Origin of the sequence: Peribacillus sp. CSMR9 (genome assembly GCF_033141925.1) — a bacterium.
In the GTDB taxonomy this organism is placed as follows: domain Bacteria; phylum Bacillota; class Bacilli; order Bacillales; family DSM-1321; genus Peribacillus; species Peribacillus simplex_A.
Window position 1 is genome coordinate 1 of sequence record NZ_JAOPHO010000102.1, and the last position, 9,229, is coordinate 9,229.

Sequence of the window (9,229 nt, forward strand, 5' to 3'; positions counted from 1 at the left end):
AGCCCTCCAAGACTCGCTACGAGCGAATGGCTAGTTCTTACTCGACGGGAATCCCACCCGCTATATGATACGACCTAGGCTCGGCCGCACAAGCACCCGATAGTTAAATAACATACTCTTTCGTAAAAGAAAAATGAATCGGGCGGCTTTTTGGGTTCGATTTCCCAAAAGGGTGCCCTAAAGCTTCTGTCCCACTAGCTTTATTCTGCCCTAACTACGCTTTCGAAATTACTTTTGTGGGATCCGTCACAAAAAGGTTTATTATCGGAAAGTCCACATCTGCATAGGGAAAAGGCTTCTTTTGTTTCAATTTTATTCCCTTCACCATCGACTAGCTCTACATTCCCTGATACACGTAATGAACCATTATCATTAACTTTAATAGTAGCTATAATAAATCACCTCTTTTTTAAAACATTTTTGCCATGGGGGAATAAATTTAAACGATAAATACGTTCTACTTCCTCAATATTATTTGATTGACATCCTGCAATTACCAAAAGAAGAAGTGTTATACCAATAAAAACACACCACATTTTATCGCCCTCCCCCTTATTTTTAGAGGATATTACTTTAAAAAGTTCCAAAAACCTTATTCTACTAACCTGATCCTTTAGCTGCATAAGAAAAAGCAATCCTTCTTCATGAAGAATCGCACCCGTTAGTTCAACGTTAAGGAATCGACTTTTTTTACTTCTTCAAGAATCGCTCCCTTTAATTGAAGAATACCTTTCTAATATTAGTTAGTATCGCTGTTAACTAATGTGAAAACTCAATGGTATTGTTACTTTAAATAAAGTTTGATCAAATTGATACTAATAACCTTGATAAACGAACAAAAAGAAAAAGCGTGTTTTGAAAAAAGATTGATCAAAATACGCTTTTAATATAATTAATGAATCATTCTTTTATTAAAAAACTTGCCGTAACTTAGTTAATAAAAATTAGCATTACAGCTGCAATCGATTTTATAGATTGGGCTTTATACAAACCCCATTTATTCACAGAGACTGACATGATTGATAAAACTGGAATTTTGATAAATTTATTTTAATAATGATAATATCATCGCTACAGAATTATCTACAAATGAACGCTCTGGACGAGATTTCATTAACACGGTAAGTCCGATTAATGAAACGACTAGTGTCTGTGCTAAAACTTTAGCATTAAGGCTGCTTTCGAGCTCACCTGAGCGAATACCTCGGACAATCGTTTCTTGAAATATGATCGAAAGATACATCTGATGCTCCCTTGTAAGGATTTCGAATTTTTCATCGTGAGGGGCAAGTTCCACCATTGTATTAATGCAAAAACATCCCTTGTTCGGACTTTCTTTATATTCCTCTTCCACCAAATCATCAAAAAATGTGTGAAATGCTTCCTTTACAGATAGATTGTTTTGAAGTTTTGTTCGAATATGGGAAGCATGTAGCTTTGTATATTTGCGTAATGCAGACTCAAACAATTTCTCTTTGTCTCCAAAAGCTGAGTATAAGCTTGGTCGTTGTATCCCCATTTTGGCAGTCAAATCGCTTAGTGAAGTAGCCTTGTACCCCTTCTCCCAAAAAAGCAACATAGCATCATCCAACGCTTTTTCCTCATCAAATTCACGTTGTCGAACCATAATAAATCCCTCATTTCAAAAAACAAAATTTCTTCACTAGATAATTAATCTTGTTCTTGATTCTTTTTTATTTGCTCAATGATTCCGAATCTGTCCACTTGAATCCAGTATTCCACTATTTTTCGTTCTTCTAATCGGTATACGGCACTACCTATTTCAATAACCTCTTTATTTGTAGGCAGATAACCCTCATACTCTCCAATATGCATTCCTGTCTGCTTCCATCTGACATGAACTTTTTGATTTTGAGAAATTAATTCTTGAATTTCAATTTTAAATTCCCCCCATGAATCTATCATTTCTCTTATATGATCAGCATAATTCTCAGGTGACCTTTTAATTGTCACCATGCTTTCTGAATTCACTTGATGTGCTCTTACCTCTTTCGCCATAAAAAACTTAGCTTGTTCGGAATTGCAACCTGATCTGACAACTTCAAAGAAGCTTTTTATAATCTGTTCGTTTGTCTGTAGGAATTTTGGAGATGGTGAATCGCCCCCAGATAATTCAGTTAATTCGTTATTCCCCGGTATTTGATTCATGGATAATTAATCCTCCTTTTAATTACCAATCGGTATATTATAATCTTATTTAATTAAAGTCCTATTGTCAAATTGTGATGATACTTTCAAGGACAGCATTCAAATAACTGCATAACTTACTTGACATCAAAACGTTTTGTTGGTTATCCTTTATTAGGAATCATTTTATACCGAACGATATATTATACTGTTAAGTACAAAAAGGGGATGTAAGTAATGGTAAAGGTGAAGGTTAAAGAAAAAACAACAATTAAAGTTGAAGATCATGATACGAAAACAGATCAGTTACAAATAGTATCCGGATCAACCATGACTCGCTATATGGCACTATTGTTTGCAACAGCCTGTGGGATGGCTGTCGCCAACATATACTATGCACAACCGTTGCTAGACTCACTGGCGACCGAGTTCGGTATCGCCCATTCATCCATCGGCATTGTCATTACCATTACTCAGCTTTGTTACGCGCTAGGACTGCTACTGCTGGTACCGCTCGGTGATCTACTGAATCGACGTCGGCTAATCATCGGTCAGATGCTTTTATCCGTGTTGTCTCTGATCGTGGTTGGCATTGCCCCCATCATCACAGTGCTTTTCACGGGGTTAGCTGCGGTCGGACTGCTTGCTGTGGTGACTCAGGTGCTCGTAGCGTTCGCATCGACTTTGGCTGCCCCAGCCGAGCGTGGACGTATAGTCGGCTTGGTGCAAAGTGGAGTCGTGATCGGCATTCTGCTCGCACGAACATTCGCTGGTGTACTAACCGATCTCGCCGGTTGGCGTTCGGTCTATCTAGTTTCTGCCGCCATGATGCTCATCATGACTGGCGTGTTGTTCCGAGTCCTCCCGCGTGATGAAAGCGAAAGAGAGTCACTATCCTATCCGCAGCTGCTTCGTTCGGTGCTCACATTGTTCATGCAAGAACGAATCCTACGCATCCGCGGAGTACTGGCTCTGCTGATTTTTACCGCGTTTAGTACATTGTGGACTTCGCTGGTGCTTCCTCTCAGTGCTCCACCATACTCTCTTTCACATACCGCTATTGGAGCGTTTGGTCTTGCTGGAGTTGCCGGAGCATTAGCTGCTGCTCGTGCTGGGGGTCTGGCTGATCGAGGTTTAGGGCAGCGAACAACCTGCATAGCCCTAGTTTTATTGCTAGCATCATGGTTCCTAATCAGCTTCACCGAACACTCACTGATCGCATTAGTCATTGGCGTTATCTTTCTTGACCTGGCTGTGCAAGCAGTACATGTCACCAATCAGAGTATGATTTTCACAGTGCGTCCTGAGGCGAGAAGCCGACTTACTGCTGCTTACATGACTTTTTATTCCATCGGCAGTGCCATGGGTTCAATTGTTTCAACCAATATATACGCAAACTATGGATGGATCGGAGTATGTCTATTTGGTGCCTCTGTCAGCGCTTTGGCCCTTTTGTATTGGGTAATAACCTACCGTCTAACGGAGCAGATTAGAGAGAAATAATACCGATTTTTATGTTGGTTTGAAATTTTTCAAGACCTAAAATCATACAAAGTTACAAAAAGGGGTGATACATATTAGTCATGTTGTATCACCCTTTTACTTCTTGTTCAACAAACACACGCTTATATACAGAGTTTTTTCAAAGCAGTGCAGCTTTATTTCAAATATACACGTATTCAATTAAATGGCCCAATTGTTGAATAACAGCACTCTTCAACTATCCTGCCCCGATAGTTGCATAAGAAAAGGAGCTGCTGATCAGCTCCTGATAATGAAGTAAAGCACCCGTTAGTTCTATAATAAAAGCGATTCTTATTAAAGAATCGCGCCCGATTGTAAAATATGTAACTATGTAACTTCCTTTTATATGTTGATCCTTGGTTTAAATCCATATATTATTTTCAGTAGTTAGTTTGGAATTAGTTTCACCAGTGTTGACTACACCTTTAGGCTCTACCAGCATTATATGGCATTCCTTTTCAGCATAAGGCTTATGCTCCACACCTTTTGGTATCACATACATTTCTCCTTTGGAAAGTTTAACCTCTCCATCGCGGAATGCGATGGACATCTCGCCGTCTATCACGATGAATACCTCATCGGTGTCTTTATGATCGTGCCATACAAAATTCCCCAGAATCTTAACTAACTTAAACTGATAGTCATTCATTTCACCAATTACTTTGGGCGACCAGTGTTCACTGAATTTGGACAGTTTCTCGCTTAGATTAATAGCATTATAATTGATATAAATCCCCCCCAGAACTATTCTTACCCTTATTTTACAACCACGATAGATTAATTACTATTTTGATTAAGATCTCAAAAGTTTCTGCTGATTTTCCACAAATGGCCCTATTGCTGAACAAAGATCAAACAGCACTCTTGAACTATCCTGCCCCTTTGCTCCATAAAAAAAGAGCTGCAAAAGCAACTCCTTTATGGAAGTAAAGCACCCGTTTGTTTAAGTACAATATTTCACAAACTTTCGCATTAATGTATTAATGAAATACCCCCATAATCACAAGACCAATAAGGATAGCTGCAAGTGATAATATTAAAGCAAGTCCTGCTAATTCACCACCTGTACCGAAAAAGGTATCAAGTATTCCTAAAATTAAAAAGATCACTTTTTTTGATGTTTTAGACTCATCTGCCTTAAATTCTTTATAACCATAAACCAATAGCGATATAAAAGAAACAATACCTATTAAAAAGAGAATGAACCCACCGAATACCATAAAAATTCCTTTCGATGCCATTTTATTGTGAAGCTAAGCATCCGTTAGTTGAAAAGTCATTCTTCTATTGGAGATAGACCCCAACTAGGTATAGGAAGTAAAAAATAGAGGAAAAAATCCCAACAAAAATCAAAATATTTTTTTTAACTTTTGATATTTCCTTAAATCTAGAAAAAGTATCATAAACCAAGAAAATACATACCACTTCAACTAATCCAGCCATAATGGCTCTAATAATATCAGCTGTATCTAAAGAACTGAAGGGTTTGTTGAAGTTTTCTCGAACATAAATGCTAGTCAAACCGAATACTCCAGACAAGACAAAAAAGTACAAAAAAGCTTTAAAATTTTTCATATTAAACTCCCTATTTTTACCTAAAAATATGCCAAAACTGCCCCTTTAGTTCCATAACAAAAAGGTTGCTTCAGCAACCTCCCTTATTAAGTAAAGCACCCGTTAGCTCATTGTCGCCTTATGCATATTAGGTAAATGATTTAATCTTTTAAAATTTTTCTTTAGTAATAAAGTTCCAAATAAATGCAAAAATATAAAACACTGTGAAACAGACAATTAATTTAATTAATTGGTTAAGTATCCACATATTCGATATTTCTACATCTTTCATAGAGTCCAAAACAACATAGATAATAAATATTGTTATAAACGATTTTTTATCCATAAATTCACTTCTTTCCGCCTATTATCACATTTTTTTCAGCATAAGCGAAAAAAATTCTATTTCATACCTGAAAATATTTCCACCTTATTGAACTAACCTGCCCCGTTAGTTCCATAAAAAGAGCTGCCTTAAAGACAGCTCCGATTTTCAGCTAAAGCACCCGTTAGTTGCATAGCAAGTACTATAATATTTTCGCATTAACCCATATTTCCTCTAAAGACTTTCCATCCAATGTTGCCTGTTGTAGTAGCTCTTCCGTTGTACTAAACGATTGTAAATCGAATTCATAATCTGAGAGATGCCATTGGTTAGAATGTTCATTAATGTGATAAATGTGGTCTTGAAAAGAAAAACTGACTCTATTATCAAAACCCAAATCCCTTTTCAAATCTTCATATGAATAGTTAAGTTTTTCGATAATCATCTCAGCGTACATTCGTACATCAATATCGGTATCATTTTTGAAAACCTCAATAAATTCTTGGATTATTTCATTATCTAATCGATAAGTTAAAAAATTCCATACAGTGTTAGCGATATCACTTCTTAAGTATTTATCAGGATGTTTACTCAATTTCATAAATTGTTTACTTAACCAATCTACATCAGACTCAAATTGCGACAGATATGTAATTACACTACTTATTTCCTCTACATTATCTTGTTGTATAAGGGTTTCAAATTCCTCTTTGCTATATCCCTCCATCTGAAGTTCAATCTCATCAAACGGTTCGGATTCTTCCGTATATAGACCTTCTAAAAATTCATCAAAGTGGTTCGCTATTTTTATAATCTTTTCTTCTTCATTATCTATATAAACAATCGGAGGTTCAGAAAAAACATGGCGATAGTCAAAAGCAATCCAAGTATGGCCATCACCATTAAACAAAACCAACCCTTCAGGCATTTCCCATTCTTCTATAAAATATTCGCTTTTTAATATACCGTTTTCTAGACCTATGCCTAAAATATGGTCAATGTTAATATGGTCATCAGCCCACGATGTTGGAACGTCAGTAGGATACGAGTTAAATTTTATATATCCCCCGTTTTGATCTTTGAGGATATTTATGTACGATTGTGGTAATTTTATTTTCAGTTTTTCTTCTGCTTTTTTAACCATCTCATCAGTTAATGGTGCTAACTTGTAATAATCACTGTCTTCTTCAAATAACATTACCCATTGAAATCACTTCCTAAAAATATAATATTTGTTGAGACATTAATTATACATTGTTAGTTATTGATTCATATCTCTTTATTGAACTAACCTGCCCCGATAGTTCCATAAGGGGTCTTGCCGCATGCCCATTAGTTAAAATTTCTTATACCCTAAAACGAAAAAAGCTATCTTCAGCAGCATTTACACCAAAGAATAGCTTATTTTTTCGTTATGGGTATAATCCTTTTTCTTAGCTTGATGGCGATAGGCGGTACCCCAATAAACAGACAAATTCGTCTGAAATTTTCTTTAATTTTTGGTTTAAAATAGGAATAATGTAAGATAAATCTATTTTTCTTGTATGATAAAGTAGAATAGTAGGAAAATGAATCGAAGGATGTGGTATTATTTGATGTTAAATGTTAAAAAAATGTCGTTTGTTGTTTTTATTTGTTTCATGTTTTTTATACCAAATTCAATCTTTGCTCAAGAAATTTTACACAATGGAAGTCAAGGACAAGCAGTTTATGACTTACAAGAAAATTTAAAGAAAATGGGTTACTTTAATAGGCAACCAACAGGGTATTATGGTGCAATTACTGATCATGCAGTTAAACAACTTCAACTAGATTCTGGAATATTACCAGATGGGGTTTTTGGATTCCAAACACAACAAAAATTAAATAGTATTGAAATGATGGCCAGGGTTGTTTATGGAGAAGCTCGAGGAGAAACTTATGAAGGAAAAGTAGCTGTCGCTGCAGTAATTTTGAACCGAATGTCAACGCCAGGTTTTCCTAAAAATACTTACGATGTTATTTTCCAGACAAATGCTTTTACAGCTGTACATGATGGGCAATATTATTTGACCCCAAATAGCCATTCATATCGAGCTGTTATTGATGCATTACAAGGTTGGGATCCTACTCATGGTTCTGTTTATTATTATAATCCGTTCTCGGCAACAGATGAATGGATTTTCACAAGGGAAACAGTCATTAGAATAGGCAACCATTTATTTGCAAAGTAAAACTATACATATTGAGGAATGATATTTTTATAGTTTCGTATTATAAATATCCCATTAACTATATCGTGGGGTATAGTTGAAAGGTCGGGCAGTATTTGCCCGACCTTTTTGGCGGCACCCCCATAAGAAAAAACTGCCTTAAAGACAGCTCCGATCTTCAGCTAACGCACCCTTTAGTTGAACAAGAAATTCAATCTTTTTTCTTTATGTAGAAGAAAAAAATCATAATTAATAACCAAAAACACCCGATGAAGACCACATTTCACTTATCCCCGGAGTATTAAAAGTAATATAAGAATAAATGAAACTACAACCAACAATATTTTTAATTTCACTTTTTACACCTACCCCAAAAGTCTGCTTCTGATATATTACATTTTATATCATCGATGCCTTTATTTACCAAAATAAATAAAATAATTTTATTGAACTAACCTGCCCCTTTAGTTCTATAAGAAAAGGGATTGCCGCAGCAACCCCTTTTTCACAATAGCTAGATTCGGTAAATAAAATAATCAACATTATACATGATAACTAAAGCTATCAATAGGTAAGTAAGTGTAATGACATATTGTTTTGAGGTTTTCAGGTACTTCCACTCCATAAACGACTGAAAACCGAATGATACAATAAAAAAGCACATATACCACATAACATTTTTGTCCTCTTCTATTGCATAGGGAAGAGTACATAAAAAAGTTAATAGGATTAGACCTCTTCCCCATCGGTCAATATTCTTACCAGAAGTTTCTGATATCTTTTCTTTCTTTTCTACACCAAGCCATTTCGTTAGAAATTTATTTATAAAGAGTGTAAGAATAATAATAATGATAAAGAACATAATGAACACTAAGAATTCCAATTAAATATCCCCTTTTCAAAACCTTTTTATCTATATTTTACCATAATATTATTTGTATCTTATTCAAACTAAACTCCTCCTATAGTTGCATAATCGAGTAGGGGGAAAATAAGTTTATTTTCGCCCCTCTCACAACACCGTACGTACGGTTCGCGTATACGGCGTTTCAATTTATATCACAGTGTGTACTTTTAGATAATGTTCTAAAGCAGAGGGGACTCCCCTCTGCTTTAGTCTTTTGTTTGAGATTGCTCTTTGGACGACTTTGGATACTCCTATGAATCGGTAACCTTTTCGACAGTAGGTTAATCCTTTCGCTTCTTCCTCCGGAATTCCTAGTTGAATAAGCGATTTAATTTGTTTCTTCGCTACTTTCCATTGTTTCCATATGATGACCCTAATTCTAGAGCGAAGCTTTGTGTCTATTCGTTCCGTCGTTTTTTTCATGTTTGCCACTCTGAAGTAGTTTACCCATCCAACTATTACTTGGTTCAATTTCAATAGTCGGTAGTCTAGTGGAACATTCCAATTTCGCTTTGTCAGTTGTCGAAGTTTCCTTTGAAACTTCTGTACAGAACTTGGATGAGGTTTCACTTTGTAGTT

The 9,229-nt window shown here is 35.8% G+C and carries 11 protein-coding genes; 2 read left to right on the top strand and 9 right to left on the bottom strand.

Translation table 11 applies throughout. The features are described 5' to 3' along the window. Positions 1-200: 200 nt before the first annotated feature. From N9I19_RS23055 to N9I19_RS23065, 3 genes are all read right to left on the bottom strand, one after another. Positions 201-395 carry a CDGSH iron-sulfur domain-containing protein gene (locus N9I19_RS23055; RefSeq protein ID WP_081109037.1) on the bottom strand — a complete coding sequence of 65 codons (195 nt, stop codon included), beginning with the start codon at positions 393-395 and terminating at the stop codon, positions 201-203. 650 nt (positions 396-1,045) lie between these two features. Further along, a complete protein-coding gene (locus N9I19_RS23060) occupies positions 1,046-1,627 on the bottom strand; it encodes a TetR/AcrR family transcriptional regulator (RefSeq protein ID WP_317779096.1) in 582 nt (193 codons plus the stop codon). 44 nt (positions 1,628-1,671) lie between these two features. Then, positions 1,672-2,169, bottom strand: a complete 498-nt coding sequence (locus N9I19_RS23065) for an ester cyclase (RefSeq protein WP_317779097.1) — start codon at positions 2,167-2,169, stop codon at positions 1,672-1,674. Positions 2,170-2,478: 309 nt separating this feature from the next. Between N9I19_RS23065 and N9I19_RS23070 the strand changes: the two genes are divergently transcribed. Then, entirely contained in the window at positions 2,479-3,651 is a 1,173-nt protein-coding gene (locus N9I19_RS23070; protein ID WP_411730843.1) for an MFS transporter, read from the top strand. A 382-nt stretch (positions 3,652-4,033) separates the two neighbouring features. On the opposite strand, the gene N9I19_RS23075 is transcribed toward N9I19_RS23070, so the two are convergent. The 4 genes from N9I19_RS23075 to N9I19_RS23090 form a co-directional block, all read right to left on the bottom strand. Beyond that, positions 4,034-4,399, bottom strand: coding sequence for a cupin domain-containing protein (locus N9I19_RS23075; protein ID WP_289321174.1), 366 nt, complete (start codon positions 4,397-4,399; stop codon positions 4,034-4,036). A gap of 253 nt (positions 4,400-4,652) precedes the next feature. Beyond that, positions 4,653-4,892 (bottom strand): hypothetical protein, encoded by a 240-nt coding sequence (locus N9I19_RS23080; RefSeq protein ID WP_317779099.1) that lies wholly within the window; start codon positions 4,890-4,892, stop codon positions 4,653-4,655. Positions 4,893-4,956: 64 nt separating this feature from the next. Beyond that, positions 4,957-5,247 carry a hypothetical protein gene (locus N9I19_RS23085; protein ID WP_317779100.1) on the bottom strand — a complete coding sequence of 97 codons (291 nt, stop codon included), beginning with the start codon at positions 5,245-5,247 and terminating at the stop codon, positions 4,957-4,959. A 506-nt stretch (positions 5,248-5,753) separates the two neighbouring features. After that, the gene (locus N9I19_RS23090; protein ID WP_317779101.1) at positions 5,754-6,749 is read right to left on the bottom strand and encodes an SMI1/KNR4 family protein; all 996 of its coding nucleotides are present in this window, start codon (positions 6,747-6,749) and stop codon (positions 5,754-5,756) included. A gap of 397 nt (positions 6,750-7,146) precedes the next feature. Here N9I19_RS23090 and N9I19_RS23095 point away from each other — a divergent pair, with 397 nt between their 5' ends. Continuing rightward, a complete protein-coding gene (locus N9I19_RS23095) occupies positions 7,147-7,764 on the top strand; it encodes a cell wall hydrolase (RefSeq protein ID WP_317779102.1) in 618 nt (205 codons plus the stop codon). 493 nt (positions 7,765-8,257) lie between these two features. On the opposite strand, the gene N9I19_RS25375 is transcribed toward N9I19_RS23095, so the two are convergent. Together N9I19_RS25375 and N9I19_RS23100 are read right to left on the bottom strand one after the other, a co-directional pair. Next, on the bottom strand, positions 8,258-8,605 hold the full coding sequence (locus N9I19_RS25375; RefSeq protein ID WP_411730845.1) for a DUF4181 domain-containing protein: 348 nt from the start codon (positions 8,603-8,605) through the stop codon (positions 8,258-8,260). Positions 8,606-8,797: 192 nt separating this feature from the next. Further along, positions 8,798-9,229, bottom strand: a 432-nt coding sequence (locus N9I19_RS23100; protein ID WP_317779103.1) for a group II intron maturase-specific domain-containing protein, incomplete at its 5' end; no start/stop codon positions are given.